This is a genomic window from Paenibacillus sp. NRS-1760, from assembly GCF_050467785.1.
Classification (GTDB): domain Bacteria; phylum Bacillota; class Bacilli; order Paenibacillales; family Paenibacillaceae; genus Pristimantibacillus.
The window spans coordinates 67,538-89,651 of sequence record NZ_JBITPK010000007.1 but is presented as its reverse complement, the minus strand read 5'-3'; the positions used below and the strand labels follow the sequence as shown (position 1 = coordinate 89,651).

Here is a 22,114-nt window from a genome sequence, read left to right as displayed (position 1 = left end):
AAGCATGTGACAATGTTGTCACATGCTTGTGATACGAACGAATTCATTTCGCTGCGGGAAAGTTAAGGTGAACGCTGTTCCTGCTCCAAGCTCGGATTTGACATGGACACGGATCAACAGCGATTGAGCTGCTTTTTGAGCTAAATACAATCCCATACCGGTTGCCGCGCTGTCTTGGTGCATCGTGGTCGATGTAAAGCCTTTATCGAAAATGCGAGGCAGATCCTTCGGGTCGATGCCGCGACCATAGTCTATAATTTCAAGGATAGTCTGCTGGTCCCGCTGATAGCTCTTGATGACGATATCGGATGGCGGGCTATATTTTACGGCGTTAGTTAAAATCTGTCTGATGATAAAGGAAAGCCATTTCGCATCGCTCAGCGCTTTCGGTTCATCCAATTGAATATCAAAGCCGATCCCCTTCTGAATACACCATGATTGCAGCGTCTTAATCTCATCGAAGATGATCGTTTCCAAATCGGTGTTTTCGATATAGATATCATTTTCAATAAACGGTATGCGTCTCTGATGGAGCTGCTGGTCGAGCAGGAGGTGAATCCGCAGCCATTCATACGTCAAATGCGTTTTCATTCCTTCATCCTGTATACGGTCGATCATGAGACGCATCGCGGTTAGCGGCGTTTTTACCTCGTGTATCCAAGATAACAGCTCATCCTTCTCATGCTCCAAAATCATCCGATTGTTCATTGCAGCGTGCTTCAGCAGTTCCGCTTGATTCGTCATGCTTTTTTCGATCACTTTCTCAAACGGGCTCTCCGGCTCAGCCATGCTCGTAGTATCCAAGCTGATGTCTCGCTCCTCTAAGCTTCTGATGAACCTTGTTTCTTTATGATACCGGATGACGAAATGGATGATAAAAATAATCGATGATAAATAAAAGAGATAGATCATTGATTGCAGGGGAATTGTTGAATCTACATAAGCACAAACAAGAATCAGCAGCTGCAAAATAATAAACAACAGAATCCAGCTGCGCCGTTCCACTATATATTTTCTAATCATAATCATGCGCCTCTTCAACAGCCATATAGCCTTGTCCAACCTTCGTTTCAACAAATCGGCCCAGTTCAATTTCATCGAGCCTTTTGCGCAGCCGGTTCACATTCACAGTAAGCGTGTTGTCACTGACAAACCGTTTATCATCCCATAAGCTATTAATTAACTCTTCCCGGCTTACAATCTTATTTTTACGGTCAATGAGCATTTTTAAAATAAAGATCTCATTTTTGGTAAGCTCAATGGAGCCTTTATGATTGGAGACCAGATTTTTCTCGTAATCAACCGTTGCGTCGCACCAGGTTTTAAGCTCGATATGTTCGGTATTGTAATTGTATACCCGCCGAAGAATAGCTTGTATTTTGACGATGAGCACATCGAAATGAAAGGGCTTTTGTATATAATCATCCGCTCCAAGCTGCATAGACATGACGATGTCCGTCGGGTGGTCTCGCGAGGATAAGAAGATGATCGGGACGTTGGAGTGGGAACGTATCATTCTGCACCAATGAAATCCATCGAATTTTGGAAGCTGAATATCGATGATCACGAGGTCCGGCTTAATCGCGGTAAATTGCTGAATCACTTTCTCAAAGTCCGATATGCCATGTACCTCATATGACCACTGGGATAATCGGTCTTTTATCTCGTTAAATAACGTTGTGTCATCTTCAATTAACAATAGTTTAAACATAGAGTCACCGCTTTTTTAAAAGTTTATTACTATGAATTGTATAGGAAAATCCCTATGTATGCCATAAATGGCACGGAACAAAGTGCTGAATTGAGAGGGGGGATGAGAAAAGAAGGTTGTGCAACATTTTGTGCAAACGTTGTCATTTCGGGGGAAAAAGGTGAATTTACGTGTCGAAATAGGTAAAAGGTGAGAAAAACAATTGACAGCGCTTTATTTTGAGTATTAATATGGGAATCAGCAAACGCTTTCATTGCGCTTTTATGACTGGAACAGCTGTTGTAGAAGATGCGGTTAAAAAGTTTGCATTAATTATGTTATTTGTGCAAACGCTTGCATAAAATCTATAGCTGTTTAGACAGAAGTCAGGGGGTGTTGTTTAAACGAACTTTGGTGTAGTCAGAACGGTTCGCGTTGATGATTGAAAGGTGCAATGATCATAATTTGAGGAGGTTCATCTAAATGGGCTTTGCTTTAAAACGAAAGAAATTGATGTCTATCATGCTTATTGCAGCTATGATCTGGTCGATAGTGGGCGCGATACCGCTACATACGAACGCCGCGGCGCCAACTCAGGTTGTTCTTGTCGGCGACTTGCAGAAGGGGCTCGGTAACAGCGAGAATTGGGACCCCAAAGCCGAGGTAACCAAGATGAGCGATAGCGGCAGCGGTTATTATACGTTTAAGGCTACGCTGCCAGCAGGCACATATGAATATAAAGTTGCTCTAAATGGAGGCTGGTTGGAAAGCTATGGCTTTGGTAATTATACGAATCCAAGCGGTGTGGATAGCGGCGGCAATATTAAGCTGACACTCTCCGAAGAGAAAGAAGTGACTTTTTATTATAACCACGATACACATAAAATTGCGGATTCTACCTATTACACCCAGGTAGCCAGCGACAAGCTGCCTCGTATTGTTGGGACTCTGCAGGTTCCGCTAGGGGAACCAAGTAACTGGGCACCAGAATCGGCGCTATCTCTTTTGACTGATACCGATCTGGATGGCGTCTACACGATAACGAAAGATGTACCCAAAGGGGATTACAAATTCAAAATCGTGCTTGGATCCACTTGGGATGACCAGACGTATCCAAAGGATGATCAATTGCTTAGTCTTCCTGCCGATCTTCCGGTAACGTTTAAATATAATGCGAATACAGAAGCAGTATCAGCAGATTTCAAAGCACCAGTTGAACCGAGTCCGAGTCCAGATCCGGTTGACCCGAACCTCGATCCGATTCCGGCCAACCACCTGCGCATTCATTACAATCGGGCAGATGCTCTTTATGAGAATCAAGGAATATGGACATGGGAGCAGGTTGCCGCTCCTTCAACAGGCTGGCCGGGTGGCGCAACAGCTTTTCCAGCAGATAAGATAGACAGCTATGGTGCTTATGTTGATATTCCGCTAGCTGCGAATGCCAAAAAAGTGGGCTTCCTTATCGTTAATCGATTAGATGGAGTTAAGGATGGCGGCGATAAAGCGGTAGCGATAAGCTCCCCTGCAGTAAATGAAATTTGGATTAAGGAGAACTCCGATAAAGTATCTTATTTCGAGCCGGTAGAGCTCCCAGCTAATACCGTTCGTATTCACTATGTGAGAGACGATAAAAAACAGAGTGCTTACGGTTTATGGCTGTGGGATCAGGTGGCGACTCCTTCAACAGGATGGCCAACGGGCGCATCCGCTTTTACAGAGGAACAGGTCGACCGTTATGGCAGCTATGTCGATATTCCGCTTCAAGAGAACGCGCAAAAAATTAGTTTTCTTGTCGTTAATCGCACCTTGGGCGATGCGGATAAGGATGGAGGCAATCGCTCCTTCAGTCTTGTAAATCGTTACAATCAGCTCTGGATCAAGAAGGGAGATAATAATGTATACGTGTCCCCTTACTGGGAACTGCCTACAGCCCTTGAATCCGCAGAGATCTTATCCGAAAGTAAGCTCCTTCTCGGATTTACGATGACCGACGGTCTCGCAGCAGAGGAATTGAAAAGTGCGATCACTATTAAGGATAAGAACGGTACAGCTGTACCGATTAATCAAGTGGTGTTGAACGCTGATAAAAAAACAGCAAATGTCTCGGCAAACATTCAGCTGGATCAAACGCCGCTGAGCGTAACCTACCAAGGGAGAACCGTATCCGCGACTTCAGGCTGGAGAATGCTTGATGAGCTTTACAACTACGAAGGTAATGATCTTGGGGCGAGCTATCATTCTGGCAGCGTAGTTCTGAAGCTATGGGCGCCAAAAGCAAGCGCAGTCGTAGCAAATGTCTATGATAAAGCTGATTCCACTAAGCTGGTTGGCAGCGTCAGTTTGACGAAAGGCGACAAGGGCGTTTGGACGGCAGCTATCGCGCCAACTGATTTCACAGGTCAAGGCATAACCGACCTGAAGGGGTATTTTTATCAATATGAAGTGACCAATGATGGGGTTACGAAACAAGTACTCGACCCGTACGCGAAATCGATGGCGGAATTTAGAGTGAATACGAAAGGTGAAACCGGTCCAGATGGCGATGCAGTTGGCAAAGCGGCAATCGTTGATCTAGGTGCGACTGATCCTGCTGTAGATTATGATTTTGCCAAAATTGACGGCTATGAGAAACGAGAGGACGCGATTATTTGGGAGGCGCATATTAGAGACTTTACGTCCGATCCATCCGTAGCTGATGATCTTAATGCGAGATGGGGCTCTTATAACGCGTTCAAGGATAAGCTGTCTTATATTAAATCATTAGGCGTTACCCATATTCAGCTGCTTCCAGTTATGGCCTGGTATTATGGCGACGAAGCTCAGATGGGAACAAGAGAACTGGAATACTCTGCACAAAACAACGAATACAACTGGGGTTATGATCCGCATAGCTACTTCTCGCCGGATGGCGCTTATTCGGAGGATGCGGCAGATCCCGAGCTGAGAGTAAAGGAATTAAAAGGACTCATTGATGCGATTCATGATGAAGGTATGGGAGTCGTTCTTGATGTCGTCTACACCCATATGGCCAAAGCAAGTTTCTTAAATGATATCGTACCTAACTATTACGCATTCCAAGATGCAAATGGCAACAATATCGGCGGATTCGGCAACAATCTTGCTACCTCTCACAAAATGGCGGAGAAGCTAATGGTTGATTCGGTTAAGTACTGGTTTGATGAATACAAAATCGACGGCATGCGCTGGGATATGATGGGCGACGCTACGTATGATTCCGTACAGAATGCTTACGATGCAGCAGCGAGTATTAATCCGAATGCCTTGTTTATCGGTGAAGGCTGGGTAACGTTCGGGGGCGATGCTTCTGATCCTGCTTTGAAGGGCAAAGGCGCAGACCAAAAATGGATGGATAAAACAGACAGCGTAGGCGTTTTCTCCGATGAGATTCGCAATGAATTGAAATCCGGTTTCGGCTCGGAGGGCGAGCCAAGATTTATAACAGGTGGAGCAAGAAGCGTGGCTACGATCCTGAATAATATCAAGGGGCAGCCAAGCAACACGCCTGCTGATGACCCGGGAGACATGGTGCAGTATATTGAAGCCCATGACAACTTGCCGCTGTATGATGTTATTGCCCAGTCGATTAAGAAAGACCCGGCTATAGCGGCTAATGATCTGGAAATTCATAAACGGATACGTTTGGGCAATTTGCTCATTCTAACCTCTCAAGGTACGGCTTTCCTTCATGCTGGTCAAGAATATGGCAGAACGAAGCAGTGGCTTGGGGCAGGAGTGCCGGAGCAGAAATACCACGAGCTTAAAGATGCAGCCGGAACCTCATTTGGTTATTTCATTCATGATTCCTATGATTCCTCCGATGCAATCAATAAATTTGACTGGCAGAAGGCGACGAATGCTGAGCAATATCCAGTCAATCATGTAACGAAGGAGTACACAGCAGGACTAATTGAACTTCGGAAACATACGGATGCCTTCCGTTTAGGCGAAAAGGACCTAGTTGATTCCAATGTCACGCTCATTCCTGCGAAGGAAATGAAAGATAACGATCTTGTGATCGGCTACAAAAATAAAGCAACAGACGGCACCGGCAATTATTATGTATTTATGAATGCTGATCGTACAGCAAGAACGCTTACGTTATCAGAGGATTTAACTGCAGGCACAGTGCTTGTAGATAATGATGAAGCGGGGATTTCGGCGGTTTCTGCGCCATCCGGCTTTGAACTGACGGCTAGCTCGATTACGATTGAGCCGTTGACCGCAGTCATTATTAAGATGGAAGCGGCAGCGCCTGTTCTAAATGCGCTTGAGCTGGATAACGCTAACTATCCTTTGCAGGTTGGAACGACCCATCAAACGGTAGTTTATGCGAAATACAGTGACGGCAGCAAAAGAAAAGTAACAAGCGGAGTTGTATATTCTTCGAATAAGCCCGAAATTGCTTCTGTAACAACAGGAGGCCTTGTTAAAGCAAACAGCTTAGGAAATGCAACGATCACAGCTACGTACAACGGAATATCCGTGAGCGCTGTAGTTGCTGTAAAAACAGAATCAATCAAACGGTATGTCCAAATCAACTACATTCGTCCGGATAAAAACTATCAGGACTGGAATATGTGGATATGGAACACCGGTGTGAAAAATGATCAAATCAACTTTGATAAAATCGAAAATGGCATTGCAACAGTCATGCTTGAAATTTCGCAGGATGCGACCAATGTGGGCTTCGTGCTTCGTAAAGGAACAGACTGGGACACAGCGAAGCAGGATATTCCAGACGATCGCGTGATTCCGATCTCGCCTGGGGCTGCTTTTACGAAAGTAAATATAACGAGTATGGTAAATCAGCTGGATATTTTGCCAACTATCACCGGACCAGTTCTAAAAGATGGTGGCATTACCTTCCTGTACCGGGATGATGCTTTATTTGAAAAAGGACGCTCAAGTGATTTGACCGGGGTTAAGGTAAAGGTGAATGGTGCAGAGCATGAAATGGTTTATGATGCTGCGAAGGAGTGGTTTACTTATTCACTTGCAAATGTAGAAGGCGGCACATACGAATATACCTTCCTTGTGAAGAAGAAAGACGAAGCAGCCTTTGAAATAACCGATCCCAAAAATACGACCAATGGCAAATCAATCATTACGTATCGGAAGCCGGTCGTAACGATGACGACATCGGTTGATCCAGCTGCGATTTCGTACAATGAAAGTGCGGTGCTCAAATTACAGGCATCAGCATCAGAAGAAGTCGCATTTACTGAAGGGTATATGGATTTAACGGCAGTAGGTGGATTAGCTAAAGTGCCTTTCGACACCAAGCTGTTTGCACAAACGATTGCCGTGAAAGACACAGTTACAGCGGGAGTAAAAGAAATACCCGTTACACTCATCGATGAGTACGGCAACAAGCACACGCATACAGCCACAATAACGGTAAAAGCAAGAACCTTTGCTGGCAATCTCGACTTTGATTGGGATGAGGCACGTATCTATTTTGTGCTAACTGATCGGTTTGCGGATGGGGATTGGGCCAATAATGCGGATGTAGATAAAGATCACCTTGAAGCTTACCACGGCGGTGATTTCCAAGGCATGATCGACAAGCTGGATTATTTGCAGGAGCTGGGCATTAATACGCTGTGGATCACTCCGATTGTCGATAATATCGATTTCAACAAAGGCGTAGATTTTAACACCAAGCAGTACGGCTATCATGGCTACTGGGCTAAAGATTTCACGAAGCTTGATGAGCATCTTGGTGATATGGATACGTTTAAGGAGCTCATTAACAAAGCCCACGACAAGGGCATCAAAATTATGGTTGACGTGGTGCTTAACCACACCGGCTACGGCTTAAAAGCTGAGGATAACCGTCCAGGCATTACACCGGAGGACAAAGCTCGCTTTGAAGGGATGCTCAGAACAAATGGCGTTCAAGCCAGCACCAATCCAATTGAAGGTGAACTGGATGGTTTGCCGGACTTCAAGACAGAGGACCCAGCCGTTCGTGAGAAAATGATCGAATGGCAAGCAGGCTGGCTGGAGCGTGCAAGAACGGATCGCGGCGACACGATTGATTTCTTCCGCGTGGATACAGTGAAGCATGTAGAGAGCACAACATGGAAAGCGTTCAAAAATGCGTTGACGACTATCGATCCAAGCTTCAAGCTGATCGGTGAAAATTTTGGCGCTTCAATCGACGGTGACGGCGGCATGCTGCGCAGCGGCCAAATGGACAGCTTGCTCGATTTTAGCTTTAATGACAGAGCCAAAGATTTTACGGATGGGAAGATTGATGCTGTTGATGCTTATCTGGCAGACCGGGAAACGAAGCTGGATAACACAGCAATGATGGGGCAGTTCCTAAGCAGCCACGATGAGGATGGTTTCCTGTCTGAGTTTGTGAAAGGAGACAAAGGCAAGCTGAAAATCGCAGCAGCTCTTCAAATCACAGCGAAAGGCCAGCCCGTCATTTATTACGGCGAGGAGCTTGGCCGCTCAGGACCTAATGCTCGCGATATGAGCGCAGGATTGTTCAGCGAAAATCGTTCAGATATGCCATGGGATCAGTTGACGGCAGAACAAGCGCTGCATGATCACTACGAGAAGCTGCTCAGTATTCGGGCGAAATTCTCGAAGGTTTATTCCAAAGGCTTGCGTACCAAGCTTGCTGGATCGGATGCACTAGCCTATTTAGCATTTAATAAACAATTTAACAACGTAAATATTGTAACGATCATTAACACAGCCGTAGAGAGCAAGCAGGTTACACTGGAGGTTCCTTTCGAAGTTGGAGCAAAGGCAAAGGATGAGTACAGCGGAACGCTTTACACGGTGAAGGATAATGGACAGGTGACAGTTGAAGTGCCGGGCAGAAATGAAGGCGGAACGGTTATTTTGAGTGAGGTTGCGGATAATGTTCCGACACCTACGACGCCGAGTAAACCACAGCCAGCTGATGTCCAAGTGATTGATAATGACATCTTGCGCAGCGGCAAGGATGGTAAAGTGTCGGTACAATTTGTCGATGGAAAACATTCGGTACAATTTCCGCTTGATGCAGCAGCAGTACTGGCAGGCAATAGCTTGGAGCTGAAGGCAGCTGGCATTACAATGACGCTGTCAAATGAACTATTGGCTTCCATTAAAGGACTTGTGTCTGCGAGTGAAGCGGATGGGGCTCGTATCGTATTCGAGGCAAAACCGTTGAAGACAGCAGATGCGGACGCTTTGGTTGACGGAACCCAGGATGCTCAAGCTAAGCTGAAAGCGGGCTCTCTGGTTTATGATTTCAACTTAAGCATCGTAACGAAGGCTGGAAAAGTGATTCCGGTTACGAAGTTTGAGAAGCCGATCCTACTCAGCTTCCAGCTTAATCCGAACGCCAACCAAGACATCGTTGGTATCTATTATGTGAGTGATACTGGCAAGCTGGAATACATCGGCGGTACGCTTAAGGGTGAGATAATTACGGCTGAGGTATTCCATTTCAGCAAATATGCGGTTCTTGAGTACGATAAATCATTTACGGATGTGCCAGCGAGTCACTGGGCTATCGCAGCGATTAAATCACTGGCTGCGAAGCGCATTGTTTCGGGCATTAATGAGAAGCAGTTTGCACCGCAATCGAACGTAACGAGAGCTGAATTTGCAGCTATGCTTATCCGTGCTCTTGGAGTGAAGGCAGAAGGCACGGCAAGCTATAGCGATGTAGAAGCGGGCAAATGGTATTCCGCTTATGTGGCGACAGCAAGCAAGCTGGGCATTATAAAAGGCCGCAGTACTTCGGCGTTTGCGCCAAATGAAACGATAAGCCGCGAGGAAATGGCTGTCATGATCATGCGAGCGTATGAGGTTAGAAAGGGAGCGGCTGCAGCTTCAGCGGCAGAGGAAACAACATTCACTGACCGCAGCCAAATTAGCAATTGGGCGGAAGCATCGGTTGCGGCAGCTGCTAAGCTAGGGCTCGTTCAAGGCAGAGCAAACGATACATTTGCGCCGAAAGGGAAAATGACACGTGCAGAAAGTGCACAGGTCATCTATAAGCTTTTAGGGAAATAAGCATTTCTTTAATGTAAGGGTTAGAAAGATAGCAAATCATTATGTCTAACATGATGTAGTTGCTGAAACAGACAAAAGCCGGGCTTCTCCTTCTGGAGACCCGGCTTTTTTTGGTGTTGTTGTATTGCCAAGTAGAGTAATCCATATCTTTACATCACGCCATAGTTACAGTATACTGTAACCGATACAGCGAACTGTAAAAGTATTGGTCGTCGATAATGAGAAAAGAGGTGAGACGATGGACGCATTCACAGCGAAACAAGTTGCAGAGATACTCCAGCAGGAAGACCCTGAGATGAATTTGAGAACCGTTAGGTATTATACCCAGATCGGGATCGTTCCCCCGTTAGAGCTTCTTGGGAACAAAAGAGTTTATACGAGCAGCCACGTTAGTTACTTTCGTGCGATTCTCACGTTAGTCCATAGCGGAGAAACGCTGGCTGCCATTCAAGAAAAGCTGAAGGAGCTTTCTATAGATGAGATTTCCAAAATTGGCGAGAATCTTCAGCTGTATCGCTCCAAAAAAATGCTAACCAACGATACCCATGTCATTAATGAGGACGTCATTCTTTCGATGAGTCCACGTATATCGGCGGAACTCCGAGTGAAAATGGTAGAGACAATCTCTCAAATGCTGAAGGGAGAAGTGAAGTGATGATCAAAGCAAGGTTCACCAAATCCGTTATGGAAAATGAAGAAGGCATGAACCATCTATGGCTTCAGCTTTCTCCAACCCGTGATGCGGATGATGTTCGTGTACAGCTTACGCTGCCAAGCGGCATTCATCGTCTGCACAATTTGAGCGGATATGAGGAGACGGTTATTCAGGAGATCGTCGTACCCAATCCAATGATAATAAATAACATGATCGTGGAACTATTTACGACAGGCCCAGTAACATGCGGAGAGAAGACCATCATTGTTGCTATCACTTATAGAGAAAAAGAAAAGCCTATTCGAATTGAATATGAAGTGCCATTAAGGATCGTATCTGAGGATGAAATGGACGGCTTGGTCGTTGATGAAGAAGCCGCAGCGTTTATGAAAGAACATCTGGCTCTGAAAAAATCTAATGAGCAATCTGAATATGAATTTATTGATCATTCCCAAACAAAAATCATTAGGATCGAATCGAGTGAATATGCCGATTGGGAGAAAAAGTACCGAATTGAAGGGCTTGCACCACGTTAGGCATCCAAAATAATTAATGAGATAAACATTAATTAATCATACGTTTTCTGCCGAGCCAGTACGGTTTCTTCAGCTCCGCCTTGTTTAGCTTTCCGACAGAGGTTCTTGGGAGAGAGGAAACGATTTCCAATCGCGTTGGAATTTTAAATGGAGCAATCTGCTCATGGCAAAATATTTTTAGATCAGTTAAAGTCAGCTCGGCATCGCCCTTAAGGGACACCACCGCAGTTACTTCTTCGCCATCCACTAATAAGGGCGTTCCAATTACAGCAACCTCACGAATAGAAGGATGCTTGCTAAGTGCCTCCTCTACTTCTGAGCAGTAAACATTTGCACCGTCAACAATAATAATATCTTTTTTTCGATCCATGAGATACAAATAACCATCCTCATCAAACCTGCCTAAATCTCCTGTATAGAGCCACCCACCCTGCAAGGCATGGTTTGTTTCTACTGGATTATTCCAGTAGCCAAGCATGATTTGTTCTCCTTTGCATATAATTTCGCCAGTTTCTCCTTGTTTAACATCTTGGCCGAGCTCGTCAATAATACGAATTTGGAATGCTTTTTGTCCCCAATGCGGCATGTTGGCTGGACTGCCAACGGATATTAATCGATTTAGCTTTCCTTCATGGAAACATTGGTTTATGTTTAAAAAACTAATAAATTGTCCGCTTTCTGTTTGAGAATAGACTTCAGTAATTTGTGCATTCGGAAAAATAGTTAACGCTTGATGAAATAATTTTTCGCTGATGGGCGCGCCGCCGCAAGAGATGCCTTCGATGGATTGCAGGCTGCGGGATTTGATATTTTCCATAAGGACAATATCTCGAAATAATAGCCCCACAGTACCCAAAAACTTAATTTGCTCCCGTTCAATGATATCAACAATTTCTTCAGCTCGAACGGGATATTCATTCGGATAGATGAGGCAGCCGCCTTCAAATAAGGTCGTCCACAAAACAAACTGGCCGGTTAAATGGGCTTGATTCATCACGATCGATTTTTTAGAAGCGTTATGCCCGCCGCCCCTCTCTAGGTTCATAAAGGACCAATTGCGAATATGGCGGTGAGAATGCATGACACCTTTGGATCGTCCCGTCGTACCGCCTGTATAAATAATAAGCGCCACATCATCTGGTTCAGCTTCATGCCATTCCATGAGAGCGGGACAATGAACCATAAAGGACTGCAATGATAGGGGGGACTGATCTAAGGTGCATGAAATGAAATGCGCAATTGGCAGTGAAGATAAGGCTTCTAATAGCTGAGATTGTTCGGAGTTGTAGACTAGCGCAGTGGGAGCAGCATCTTGAACAATATTTTTGATTTCATTTGCGGTTAACCCGGGAAAAATCGTTACAGGAATGGCACCAATGGCAACGGCAGCAAGTTCGGCAATAGCAAGCTGCGGTGATGGAGAACTAATCATTGCGATTCGTTCACCTGGCTTGATTGCGAGATTATGAAATCCTTGAGCGACACGGTTAACCTTATTAAATAACTGTTCATAAGTAAGGGTTTCATTCTTATCCTTCATTGCTTTTTTTGTTGGGTGCATCTTAGCAGTCTTCGGCAGTATTTTGGAAAGCAGCATATCATAACCTCCCTAATTAAAATAAGAGCAATAAAACCTATGAATTTACTGTACTATTCAACCGTAACAGGAAGAAGCTGGGGCAGCAAATTGATTTTCCTTATGGAAAAATAATGTTTTTTTTATAAAATGACCAACCGTTTGATTGGTGCAGCTACTTATATACCATACGACTGCCAAAGGAGGTGCCGCATGACAGCAAATATCCTGATCGATGAATCGCTTCTGCAAAGCTATTCGAGAAAGATATTCGGCTTTGCTCTCTTGCCTAACCATGAGATTGTTCGCAAATATGCAACGAACGGCATTAAAACGCGCAACAGCCATTACCATGGCGGGCTTCAGATGGAATCGTGGTGGTCGGGTATGTCGTGGAGAGACTTTAACGCGCCCGATCTGGATGACTTATCAAGGGTCGTAGAGCTTATAGAGAGCGGAGCTTCACACTCGGAATATGATCGGATCTTAATTAGCAGACTCGTCGAAAAGGGTTTTGTATCCATGGAGAGCGGCAAGCTTGAATGTTTGGTTCCATACTTTAATGCCTCCCAGCATAAAGCGCTGAATCGTATATTGGATCAAGCATTTCATGAGAACAACTTCAAAAAGAAAGTAGATCAAATCTATGAGGATATGATATCCGTATGCAGAAAGGATGCGCCATCATTTATATCGGATAAAGAGATTGTGTACAAAGCAATGAATGATGGGATGACGCTTGTTTTTGCGGTAATGGAATATTTGGAGCGCAAACATTTTTTGGCAACGCCTGCCGATACCGAGAAAAAACGACTTACTACAATGGTTTGGCAATTTCCTTCCAGCAACCAGTAGTTGATTAAAACAAAAGAGGCTGTTCCAAAAGTAGAGTATTCTACTTATGGAACAGCCTCTTGTTAAGACGGATAATAAATGACCATACTGATTCTCACAATACAATCACCTGAATTGTGATAGACATGGGGAGTATCTGCTGTAAAACGTATGGAATCGCCCGTTTTCACTGTATATTCTTCATTATTTACACGAACGGTAAGCTCACCCTCAAACACGGTTAAAAACTCCTGTGTACCTTCTCTATGTGATTCAGAACTCAAATAAGCGCCTATTTCCATATCAACGGAATACATTTCAAATCGTCTGCCTTCTTCAAAGGGGAAAAACGGATAAAGCAGAAATCTACCGTTATCTTCTGTTAGTGTTTGTATTTCATTTTTGCGAACGATGACTGTATCGGATTGCGGCTCGTTAATGAGGGAAGTGAATGAAACTTTTAAACCATTAGCTATTTTCCAAACGGTTCCAATAGTAGGGTTGGATTCGCCGCGTTCGATTTGTCCTAACATCGTTTTGCTGACCCCTGTCATTTCTGCTACCTTATCAAGACTAAGCTTTTGTAGCTCCCGCAGGTGTTTTAGGTTATTGGCAAGTACATAATTGATGTCTTCCAAAATATTTAGCCTCCTCGATTGTGCGATATAGCGTTCATAATGTATAATCATAACGTACATGCGTTAAAGAGTACATCTTGTTCAAGTATAGCACACGAGAGGCGGATTTAAATCATGGCTTTAGCTCCTTTTTTGATTTATGTTATTGTGAATACATTTACGCCAGGGCCAAATAACATCATGGCGATGTCTAATGCGAGCCGATATGGAATGAAGAAGTCTATTCGTTTTCTGTTTGGTGTAGCAACTGGTTTCTTACTATTAATGCTCTTATGTTGTTATTTCAATCTGCTATTATATAGCTTCGTTCCTAAAATGAAATTTTTCATGAATATGTTAGGAAGCCTGTATATGACTTATCTTGCATTTAAAATAATGAAGAGTAAACCACACCGTAGTGATGGAGATAATCATGGGCAGCTGAATTCATTCTTATCGGGCATGCTGCTGCAGTTCGTTAATTTTAAGGTGATATTATATGGGATTACAGCGATTTCGACGTTCATCATGCCATTTTACAAATCAAATATAAGCTTATTATTGTTTTCGATGTTCCTTGCCTTTGTAGGACTGGTAGCCACATCCTGCTGGGCTGTTTTTGGTGCATTATTTCAAAAATTTCTCGCTGCACATGAGAAAAAGTTCAATATATTCATGGGATTATTATTGATTTATAGTGCAATTACCATGCATTTGTAGAGGATTGTTCAGACAGAAGGGCAGGATAGTTGAGCTGAAAAAGGAGCTGTTTGGCTTTGGCAGCAAGCTTTCTTATGGTTAAGTTAACGTAGCACTACAGCTTAATAAAACAGCGGCAGTCAGGACTTATTTTCTCGTCCAGATCTGCCGCTGTTTGTATTATGAGGATCTAATCCATTTTTAAAATTCGATAATTGCTGCAGCTCTAGTTTCTACTCCTTGCCATGACGTATGAATAGCCACACGCCGAACAAGATGAGTACGCCGGCTGCCATTTGATAAGCCGTCAATGCTTCCTTTAATAGAGCCCAAGCGAGCAAGGAGGCGATAACGGGTTCGCCCAGTACAGCCATGGATACGGCTGCAGCGCTCATATGCTTCAGCAGCCAATTGAACAAGTAATGCCCGAATAGCGTCGGTACGATCGCAAGCAGCAAGAAAATGCCCCATTCCTGCGGACTATAGCCTGTAAAGGAATTGCCGCGAACGAGATTGTAGACAGCGAGTGAAGTTGCAGCAAGCGCGAATACCCAGAAATTATAAGTAAATGCGCTCATATCCTTACGCAATTCCTTGCCGATCATCATATGAACAGCAACAGCAGCTGCACCTAGGAAGGACAAAACGTCGCCGATCAACGCATCCCTTGAGAGGGAAAAGTCTCCCGATGCAATAACGATGGAGCCGATCAGCGCGATCCCCATCCCCCACAGCATCATGCGATTTGCTTTAATACGGAACAGCCAGTAGGAGCCGAGCATTACCATAACAGGCTCCAATGTCAAAATAACGGTAGAGCTTGCGACCGTGGTCAGCCGCAGAGAAGCCATCCATAACAAGAAGTGCAGCCCGAGCATGACGCCGGAGAGGGTGAGCAGTCTCCACTGCTTGGCACTGAGCTGGAACATTTCCGTGCGGCATTTAAAGACGAGCGGCAGCATGATCAGGTTAGTTAGATAGAGCCTGTACATGGCGATGACGGCAACGTCAGCATTTGACCAACGAACGAAAATTGAAGAAAAGGATATAGCGATAATACCAATGATGTATAACAATTCATAAGTAGCTAAAGACTTGGTGCTGCGGTTCATCGTTGTAATTTCTCCCATACTTATAAACCCCCTGAGTCCAATTGCAGCATCTGCGATGGAAGGATCAGGGGGCTTTATTATATTTATGACCAAACATAAACAGCTCTTGCGGCTATCCGGCTTGTCCGGCTGAAGCTTTCCCAGCCTTCTCGAGTTCTGCGTCAAAATACTGCTGAAGCTCCGTCACTTTTCTTACATCCTCGAATGAGGCTTTGCCTGCTAAATAACGTTCCGCGAAAACTTCCCATTGTGGAACGATTTTTTGCGCGTTCATAGAGCGAATCGCGTTTTTAACCATTCTGCGTTCCTTCGCATTCGTGTACATATCCTTGAACTGCTGCTTAAGCTCGAAATCCAGCTCGCCAAAAATTTTGCGGAATACCTCAGCCGTCATACGAGCATCATCGAGTGCCCGGTGCGCTGAGCCTTCAGCTGTGATTTCTAGATCAATGAGCGCAGCTTCGACGCTGACATCGTTCGTTACGTTCTTATAGCGAATGTAACCCTTCAAAAGGTCGAAATAATCGGCAGCCATCCAGAAGCTGTCATCGAGCTTATGCATGCGCGTATCATAGACGATTCTCTTCAAATCCTCGCCGCCCCAAGTGAACAGCAGGAAGGAGTCGCTTTTCTTCAGCCATGTGGTGAAATCGCCTATTACTTTCGGAAAACGGCTTGCTACGTCGATGTCTTCCTGTGGAATGCCTGTTTTTTTCTTAATGAAGCTGTTCAGCTTGGAGAAATAGATCGGTTTGATCAATGCGGAAAATTCATCTACCTGTTCAAGTGAACTATTGAGACGAACCGCGCCAATTTCAATAACCTCCATAGGTAATTCGCTTGCAAATTTTCGTCCGTTAAATTCAATATCCAATATAATGTAGTCCAAAATCTTAACCTCCGATAGATAGCCTGTGTTATTCATTCTATCAGAAAAAGTTATCCAGATGGAAACTACAATATGGTAGAACGCCGCAGCAGGTTTATTTTTTTGATTTCATCACATAAAAGACAATCGTGCCAATAAGAATGACGAGGATCACAGGAAGCAGCCATACGCCAAGCGAAGAGACGCCTCCGGATGCATTTTGAATAGCCGCCCATTGCACATAAGTGAATAATGCTACAATTTCAAGCTTGACCCAGCTTAGCAGGTGGATGGAGCTCTTGTATTGGTAAGTGGCATTTTGCTCCGTAATCGTGGTCATGTAATTGAATTGATGAGGGATTTTGCGTAAATGCGCAAGCCCAGCAAATAATAGGAATGAGATTATCGGTAAAATGATGAGTGCTGCTTTGCTTCCCCATCCGTCAGCCTCGCCTCTCCCGTTAAAGTGAATGGCAATCGTTTGCGGAAGATCAGGCCATTTTACAATTAAATAGATGACGGACGAGAGCAGGAGTAGAACCGATATTCCATCATGCCATCTTTCAAGATTTGATTTTGCAATCGTAAGCTTAGGTAAATTCGCCATAGTGGCAGCACCGCCTTATCTCTAGTCATGTGCATACTCATTAATTATAGCGTATGGCTTTGCGGATAGTAACCTTTTTTACAGTAATTTTCCAAATAAGAAACTCCAGCCTAGGCCGGGGGAGGGCTAAGACTGGAGTTGCTCGATCACTTATTTGTTTAAATATAAGAATTTATAAGTTTGATATTTATAGAAGGCTTATATTTCTCCGTCAAAGGACGCCGAAGGCGTTTTAGCTTGAGCCGCTTAGTTTTTAAGAGCGTTTCATACGGCGGGAATTCAGCCAAAGCGGGATACGGAACACTAAGTTGATCAGCAGGACAACGAATACGAGCACGGCTGCCGCTTTTTGAGCAATCTCCTGAGCGTCGCCAACAATGGCTTCGGATTGTACATACCACAGATGAACGGCAAGTGTAGCACCTGGCGAGAAGAGACTGAAATCCCACATTTCACCAGATGTCGTAACACCAGCAGTTAGGATGATTACGGCGCTTTCGCCGAATGCGCGGCCGGCAACAAGGCAGATCCCTGTAATGATGCCGTTAAGCGCAGCTGGAATAAGTGCACGAGTAATAGTCTGCAAATGCGTACCGCCAAGTGCAAAGGAAGCGCTCTTCAGCTCTTTCGGTACTGCACGAATGGACTCCTCTGTTACGCGGGTTAGTACAGGCAAGTTAAGAAAAGCTAGACTGACTGCACCGCCAAGGATGGTCAAGCCAATCTCGAAGTATTCAACGAATAGAGCGATACCGAACAAGCCGAAAATGATAGACGGCACGGAAGCGAGTCCTTCCACGCAAATGCGTACGAAGCCGATGAGCTTATTGTCAGGTGCAAATTCGGCCAAATAAATGCCAGCTGCCATTCCGAGCGGAATAGAGATGAGCAAAGAGATAAATAAGATGTAAAAGGAGTTAAGCAGAGTAGGGCCGATACCGCCGCCTTCTTCAATTTCGCTCGGCAAGCCGAATATGAAATCCCATGTTATTTTTGGAAGACCGTCCTGAAGAATTAGAAAAAGAAGGCCAAAAATAAAAGCGATGATTAAAATGCCTAACGACCAAACAATACCTGTAAACAAGCGATCTTTAAAGCGATTAAGTCCTTTTTTGCTGCTAAAGGGGTTTGCTAATGGATTCATATCTAAAGCTTGTTTCATACTTGCGACCCCTTTCTTTGAAGCCAGCGAATGGCAACGATCATAAGCAGCGAAATAACGAGGAGCAAGAAGCCCATTAAGTAGAGCGCATAGTTCCAAGTGGAATCAAAAGGAACATTCGAAATTTGCATAACGATGTTGCTCGTAAGAACGGAGGTTGGCTTGAGCAAGCTGTCTGCCAGTTGAGGCGTATTGCCAATAACCATAACGACAGCCATCGTCTCGCCGACTGCACGCGCCATACCGAGAATGACGGCATACATGATTCCGCTTTTGGCCGAAGGAAGCAGTACTCTCCATACGGTTTGAAAACGAGTAGCGCCTAGCGCATAGGAAGCGTCGCTGAATTTGGCTGGTACAGCGCTAATCGCGTCATCACTTATACGGCTTACAGTAGGTAGAACCATAATTGTGAGCACGAGCGCTGCCGCAAGCAGCCCATCGCCCATTCCGCTTCCGGTAACATTTCGAATCAGAGGAATAAGAACGGTCAAGCCTAAATAGCCATAAACGACGGACGGAATTCCGACGAGCAGGTCAAGAACCGGACGGAGCATGTTTTTTAGCCACGGCGGTACAAAGACAGACAGAAATACTGCAATGATTAAGGAAATAGGGACGCAGATTAATAGCGTCAAAGCGGTCAGGGCAAAGGTGCCGAATATGAAAATAAGCGCGCCGTATTGCTCATTTTCGGGATTCCATTCCGTGGAAAAGAAGAAATCTGCTAGTGAAATGTTGCCGAATGTCAAAACGCCTGTACGGAACATAAGCAGCAAAATGAGTAAGAGGATGAGACAAACAAAACCGGCTGCTGCTATGCACAAGTAACGAAACATACGATTCGTGAAAAACAAGCGCGATCTCCGGTCAAACGGCTTGCTGCTGCCAGTCAAGATCGCGCTGCCGAGCTCAGAAGAGAGACGCGGCTGCCTTGCAGCATGAGTGGACTCCAACATAAATTATAGGCTCCTCTGTGCGAAACCCGCCCTAGCTGTTATTGGAGCAGCTAAGCATGTTTCGCAATAAAATATAAATGGGGATAATGATTCATGCGATGAAAGAAAAGAACGATCGACTTAAGCGCTCTTGTGCGCAAGCCGACCGCTCCTCTTGTTTTTAACTATTTAATAGCTGAGATCGGAATGAATTTAAGCTTTTTAAGCGAACCATTTTGGAATTTTGTGCTTTGTACGTATTTAATAAATTCCTTTGTAGCGCCAGTTGGCTCGCCTTTTGTCATATAGTAGCCATAGCCCCATACATTGTATTTCCCGTTAATTACGTTAGCTTCAGTTGGTTCGATGTTGTTGATTTTTACAGCAGTCATTTTGTCTGTTACATAAGCAAGGTCCATGTAACCAATAGCGTTTGGTGTTGTTTCAATTGCGGACTTCATGTCGCCGCTTGTTTTTACTTCTTTGTAATTGTCGCCTTTGCTCATGAAATCTGTTCCATCAAGCGCTTTGTCTTGGAAGTTAACACGAGTACCGGAACCGAAAGTACGGTTTACAACGATGATATCAGCATCCTTGCCGCCAACTTCTTTCCAGTTTTTGATTTTACCGGAGAAGATGCCTTGCAAGTCTTTAGTCGTTAGGTTTGTTGCAGTTACGTTTTTGTTAACAACAGCTGCGAAAGGAATGATAGCTACTTTATGTGCAACTTGGCCTTCGAATTTTTTGAAGCCTGGAACATCTTTGGATGCATCCCAGTCAACTGCTCCGATGTCTGCGATGCCTTTGCGTACAGCTTGCGGTCCAGTAATCGATCCAGCTGCGGAAGCTGAGATTTTTACTTTTGGATTCAATTTTTTGAACTCGCTTGATGCTTGAAGTGTCAACGGCAGAAGAGCAGAGGAGCCGTTGATGACAATTTTGCCGCTAAGCTTGCTAGCTGCGGTAGCCGTAGGTGTTGATGCAGGAACGGAACTGAAGCCGATAACAGCGATAAGCGCTGCGATTGTTAATTGTTTAAACCATTTCATTAGGAATGACCTCCATTAATTAGTTTGTGATGTTTTTCCATTTGCCTTGAACGGATACTGCCAATTGACCATCAATAAGTGCTGCAAAATCGGAGCTGTCCGATACGACTAATTCTGTTGCGCTGTCCGATACGGTTTGCACAAGTTTGTTCGTACCTGTAGCACTGTCAATCTCGTAGATTGCGTTAGTGCTGTTTCCGTCAGCTGTAAGCAGATAGAGCTTGCTTCCGCCTTGAACTAATTGGTAAACGTCTTTGTCAGCGAAGAGAGGCGTGCTTGCTTTGCCTGTATTGTCCACCGTTACGAGCTGACCAACGCTTGCTTCGTCTGAGCTTACGCTAACATAGCTTACTTTGGAGCCGTCTGCTGCCAGCTTAAGGAAAACTTTATCCGTTGCTTCTTTTGTCAGCTGTACAGGTTTATTATCACCAACTGTAGAATTATAGAAGTAGATTTGCGGCTCAGTGCCTGTTGCATCAATAGCAACATCATCAAGCTCAACGTCTTTGCTGCTGTCTGCCGTTACTTTCGGCTGCTTGAAGACGTAGAAAGCGAATTTAGTGCCGTCTGCAGATACTTCAAGGTTTGCCTTGTAATCTACTTTATCTTCCAATACTTTGGATACTTTGCCGTCAGCTATAGCAAGCTTAGCGATGACAGAGCTTTTGTCGCCTTGTAAGAAGAAGATGGAAGAACCGTCTTTTGACCATTGAAGCTCATTTTTGATCGAGCTGTCCGTACTTACTTGTTTCGCTTGTTTTGTGCTCAGATCGATTGTGAATACCGCACCGTTTGCATCGGAGTAAGCTACACTTTTGCCATCAGGAGACAAAATAAGATCGGAAGTGTCAGAGGATGCTAGAAGCAGCTCATATTTTCCAGTAACAGCATCAACTAAGAAATCTTCGCGGCCTTCGCCAGCCGTGTTCGATACGATAAGCTGTTTGGAGTTAACCCAGATTGCATGCTCAGCACTATCAAGCAATTGAACCGTATGTATGTTGTTGTCTTCGTAAGTGCCGCCAAGTGCCTCAACGAATGCAGTAGGCTCGATGAAAGTGGAGTAAGCCACTTCAATAGCTGGATGCTGAAGTGCAGTTGCAACACCGTTTATGTTAATTGTTTTTGCAGCGATTTTTAGCTTCAGCGTTTTGTCGCCAAACTTTACAACTACCGTATGATCGCTGTTGATGTGAAGAGTCGCGCCGATCGCGTTTGTCATGTCCCGAACAGAAGCGAGTGTAACGCCGCCGTCTACAACGGTACGAACGGTTACTGGATTAGCATTTACTAGAAAGCTTGCTGTGCTAATTTGTGCAGCTTGCTTTACTGAAGCGGTTTGTGCGAATACCGGAGTAACTGCTGAAGCGCTAATTGCTGCTGCGATCATCGAGATTGCCATTGCTTTTTTCATTTGCATGGAATTGGGTCACCTTTCTCAAATGGGTATTTTTTTTTATTAATACAATCCAAGGCATACTCGGTCAGTATATACGGTTGGCTTGATCCCTCCCAGGCAGCGCTAGATCAATACATTTTGTAATGAATCGTTTATTTCTACCTGATCATAACAATGAATTATCATCCCAATATTTAGAAATTGTATCGAATTTGTAAAGATAGAAAAATTACCACCTAAATCCAATTCTCCTTCTTTTAAGAAGGAAATAGTAGAAATTTACCCCACTATAAGAAGAAAGTGCACCATGGTCTTTTTTGAAC

General features: G+C 44.5%; 16 protein-coding genes. 5 read left to right on the top strand and 11 right to left on the bottom strand.

Annotated elements, in window-relative coordinates; genetic code table 11:
- Positions 1-18: 18 nt before the first annotated feature.
- Both ACIFSR_RS04425 and ACIFSR_RS04420 read right to left on the bottom strand, forming a co-directional pair.
- A complete protein-coding gene (locus ACIFSR_RS04425) occupies positions 19-1,023 on the bottom strand; it encodes an ATP-binding protein (RefSeq protein WP_430055248.1) in 1,005 nt (334 codons plus the stop codon).
- Positions 1,016-1,711, bottom strand: a complete 696-nt coding sequence (locus tag ACIFSR_RS04420) for a response regulator transcription factor (RefSeq protein ID WP_339206761.1) — start codon at positions 1,709-1,711, stop codon at positions 1,016-1,018. The genes ACIFSR_RS04425 and ACIFSR_RS04420 overlap by 8 nt, the downstream gene beginning before the upstream one ends.
- Before the next feature lie 462 nt (positions 1,712-2,173).
- Here ACIFSR_RS04420 and ACIFSR_RS04415 point away from each other — a divergent pair, with 462 nt between their 5' ends.
- From ACIFSR_RS04415 to ACIFSR_RS04405, 3 genes are all read left to right on the top strand, one after another.
- On the top strand, positions 2,174-9,739 hold the full coding sequence (locus tag ACIFSR_RS04415) for a pullulanase (RefSeq protein WP_430055245.1): 7,566 nt from the start codon (positions 2,174-2,176) through the stop codon (positions 9,737-9,739).
- Positions 9,740-9,977: 238 nt separating this feature from the next.
- Positions 9,978-10,394, top strand: coding sequence for a MerR family transcriptional regulator (locus ACIFSR_RS04410; protein WP_430055242.1), 417 nt, complete (start codon positions 9,978-9,980; stop codon positions 10,392-10,394).
- The gene (locus tag ACIFSR_RS04405; protein ID WP_430055239.1) at positions 10,394-10,930 is read left to right on the top strand and encodes a hypothetical protein; all 537 of its coding nucleotides are present in this window, start codon (positions 10,394-10,396) and stop codon (positions 10,928-10,930) included. Before ACIFSR_RS04410 ends, ACIFSR_RS04405 begins: the two co-directional genes overlap by 1 nt.
- Positions 10,931-10,958: 28 nt before the next feature.
- Here the strand turns inward: ACIFSR_RS04405 and ACIFSR_RS04400 are convergent, their stop codons facing one another.
- Positions 10,959-12,527 (bottom strand): class I adenylate-forming enzyme family protein, encoded by a 1,569-nt coding sequence (locus ACIFSR_RS04400; protein ID WP_430055236.1) that lies wholly within the window; start codon positions 12,525-12,527, stop codon positions 10,959-10,961.
- A 192-nt stretch (positions 12,528-12,719) separates the two neighbouring features.
- On the opposite strand from ACIFSR_RS04400, the gene ACIFSR_RS04395 reads away from it, so the two are divergent.
- Complete coding sequence (locus ACIFSR_RS04395; protein ID WP_430055233.1) at positions 12,720-13,361, top strand: hypothetical protein; 642 nt, start codon at positions 12,720-12,722, stop codon at positions 13,359-13,361.
- Between the two features lie 62 nt (positions 13,362-13,423).
- On the opposite strand, the gene ACIFSR_RS04390 is transcribed toward ACIFSR_RS04395, so the two are convergent.
- Complete coding sequence (locus ACIFSR_RS04390; RefSeq protein ID WP_430055231.1) at positions 13,424-14,029, bottom strand: helix-turn-helix domain-containing protein; 606 nt, start codon at positions 14,027-14,029, stop codon at positions 13,424-13,426.
- A 63-nt stretch (positions 14,030-14,092) separates the two neighbouring features.
- Here ACIFSR_RS04390 and ACIFSR_RS04385 point away from each other — a divergent pair, with 63 nt between their 5' ends.
- The gene (locus ACIFSR_RS04385; protein ID WP_430055228.1) at positions 14,093-14,677 is read left to right on the top strand and encodes a LysE family transporter; all 585 of its coding nucleotides are present in this window, start codon (positions 14,093-14,095) and stop codon (positions 14,675-14,677) included.
- Positions 14,678-14,889: 212 nt separating this feature from the next.
- On the opposite strand, the gene ACIFSR_RS04380 is transcribed toward ACIFSR_RS04385, so the two are convergent.
- The 7 genes from ACIFSR_RS04380 to ACIFSR_RS04350 all read right to left on the bottom strand — a co-directional run bounded on the left by ACIFSR_RS04380 (position 14,890) and on the right by ACIFSR_RS04350 (position 21,812).
- Positions 14,890-15,768 (bottom strand): DMT family transporter, encoded by an 879-nt coding sequence (locus ACIFSR_RS04380; RefSeq protein WP_430056172.1) that lies wholly within the window; start codon positions 15,766-15,768, stop codon positions 14,890-14,892.
- Positions 15,769-15,880: 112 nt separating this feature from the next.
- A complete protein-coding gene (locus tag ACIFSR_RS04375; protein ID WP_339206772.1) occupies positions 15,881-16,657 on the bottom strand; it encodes a 3'-5' exonuclease in 777 nt (258 codons plus the stop codon).
- Between the two features lie 94 nt (positions 16,658-16,751).
- The gene (locus tag ACIFSR_RS04370) at positions 16,752-17,243 is read right to left on the bottom strand and encodes a DUF1648 domain-containing protein (protein ID WP_430055226.1); all 492 of its coding nucleotides are present in this window, start codon (positions 17,241-17,243) and stop codon (positions 16,752-16,754) included.
- 253 nt (positions 17,244-17,496) lie between these two features.
- Positions 17,497-18,387 carry a phosphate ABC transporter permease PstA gene (gene pstA, locus ACIFSR_RS04365; RefSeq protein WP_430056169.1) on the bottom strand — a complete coding sequence of 297 codons (891 nt, stop codon included), beginning with the start codon at positions 18,385-18,387 and terminating at the stop codon, positions 17,497-17,499.
- A gap of 14 nt (positions 18,388-18,401) precedes the next feature.
- Positions 18,402-19,364, bottom strand: a complete 963-nt coding sequence (gene pstC, locus ACIFSR_RS04360; protein WP_076268798.1) for a phosphate ABC transporter permease subunit PstC — start codon at positions 19,362-19,364, stop codon at positions 18,402-18,404.
- A gap of 164 nt (positions 19,365-19,528) precedes the next feature.
- Positions 19,529-20,392, bottom strand: coding sequence for a phosphate ABC transporter substrate-binding protein (locus tag ACIFSR_RS04355; protein WP_076268799.1), 864 nt, complete (start codon positions 20,390-20,392; stop codon positions 19,529-19,531).
- Positions 20,393-20,411: 19 nt separating this feature from the next.
- A complete protein-coding gene (locus ACIFSR_RS04350) occupies positions 20,412-21,812 on the bottom strand; it encodes a stalk domain-containing protein (RefSeq protein ID WP_430055222.1) in 1,401 nt (466 codons plus the stop codon).
- Between the last annotated feature and the right edge of the window lie 302 nt (positions 21,813-22,114).

Coding starts and splice junctions, on each gene's coding strand:
- ACIFSR_RS04425 (WP_430055248.1), bottom strand. CDS start 1,023: ATGATTAGAAAATATATAGTGGAACGGCGCAGCTGGATTCTGTTGTTT.
- ACIFSR_RS04420 (WP_339206761.1), bottom strand. CDS start 1,711: ATGTTTAAACTATTGTTAATTGAAGATGACACAACGTTATTTAACGAG.
- ACIFSR_RS04415 (WP_430055245.1), top strand. CDS start 2,174: ATGGGCTTTGCTTTAAAACGAAAGAAATTGATGTCTATCATGCTTATT.
- ACIFSR_RS04410 (WP_430055242.1), top strand. CDS start 9,978: ATGGACGCATTCACAGCGAAACAAGTTGCAGAGATACTCCAGCAGGAA.
- ACIFSR_RS04405 (WP_430055239.1), top strand. CDS start 10,394: ATGATCAAAGCAAGGTTCACCAAATCCGTTATGGAAAATGAAGAAGGC.
- ACIFSR_RS04400 (WP_430055236.1), bottom strand. CDS start 12,527: ATGCTGCTTTCCAAAATACTGCCGAAGACTGCTAAGATGCACCCAACA.
- ACIFSR_RS04395 (WP_430055233.1), top strand. CDS start 12,720: ATGACAGCAAATATCCTGATCGATGAATCGCTTCTGCAAAGCTATTCG.
- ACIFSR_RS04390 (WP_430055231.1), bottom strand. CDS start 14,029: ATGATTATACATTATGAACGCTATATCGCACAATCGAGGAGGCTAAAT.
- ACIFSR_RS04385 (WP_430055228.1), top strand. CDS start 14,093: ATGGCTTTAGCTCCTTTTTTGATTTATGTTATTGTGAATACATTTACG.
- ACIFSR_RS04380 (WP_430056172.1), bottom strand. CDS start 15,768: ATGAACCGCAGCACCAAGTCTTTAGCTACTTATGAATTGTTATACATC.
- ACIFSR_RS04370 (WP_430055226.1), bottom strand. CDS start 17,243: ATGGCGAATTTACCTAAGCTTACGATTGCAAAATCAAATCTTGAAAGA.
- pstA (WP_430056169.1), bottom strand. CDS start 18,387: ATGAATCCATTAGCAAACCCCTTTAGCAGCAAAAAAGGACTTAATCGC.
- pstC (WP_076268798.1), bottom strand. CDS start 19,364: ATGTTGGAGTCCACTCATGCTGCAAGGCAGCCGCGTCTCTCTTCTGAG.
- ACIFSR_RS04355 (WP_076268799.1), bottom strand. CDS start 20,392: ATGAAATGGTTTAAACAATTAACAATCGCAGCGCTTATCGCTGTTATC.
- ACIFSR_RS04350 (WP_430055222.1), bottom strand. CDS start 21,812: ATGCAAATGAAAAAAGCAATGGCAATCTCGATGATCGCAGCAGCAATT.